Genomic DNA, 217 nt, shown 5'->3' on the forward strand with positions numbered 1-217 from the left:
TCACCTGACGGTGAATTATTTTGTGAATAAATTACGATACAAAGGTGTAAATCAATATATTGAAAGCCCCCGAACCCCCGAAGGGGGACTATTCCGCAAAAGTGAGTGTATATTAGTTGTAGAGGGACAAAATGTTTTTGTGTGGGTGTTTGTAAAAAGTTTTTGCGTGTGGGTGTTTGTAAATAAGGGCGTTTGCAGCACATACCCAGCTATCGCT

The sequence above is a fragment of the Capnocytophaga sp. oral taxon 326 str. F0382 genome (genome assembly GCF_000318295.1).
GTDB lineage: Bacteria > Bacteroidota > Bacteroidia > Flavobacteriales > Flavobacteriaceae > Capnocytophaga > Capnocytophaga periodontitidis.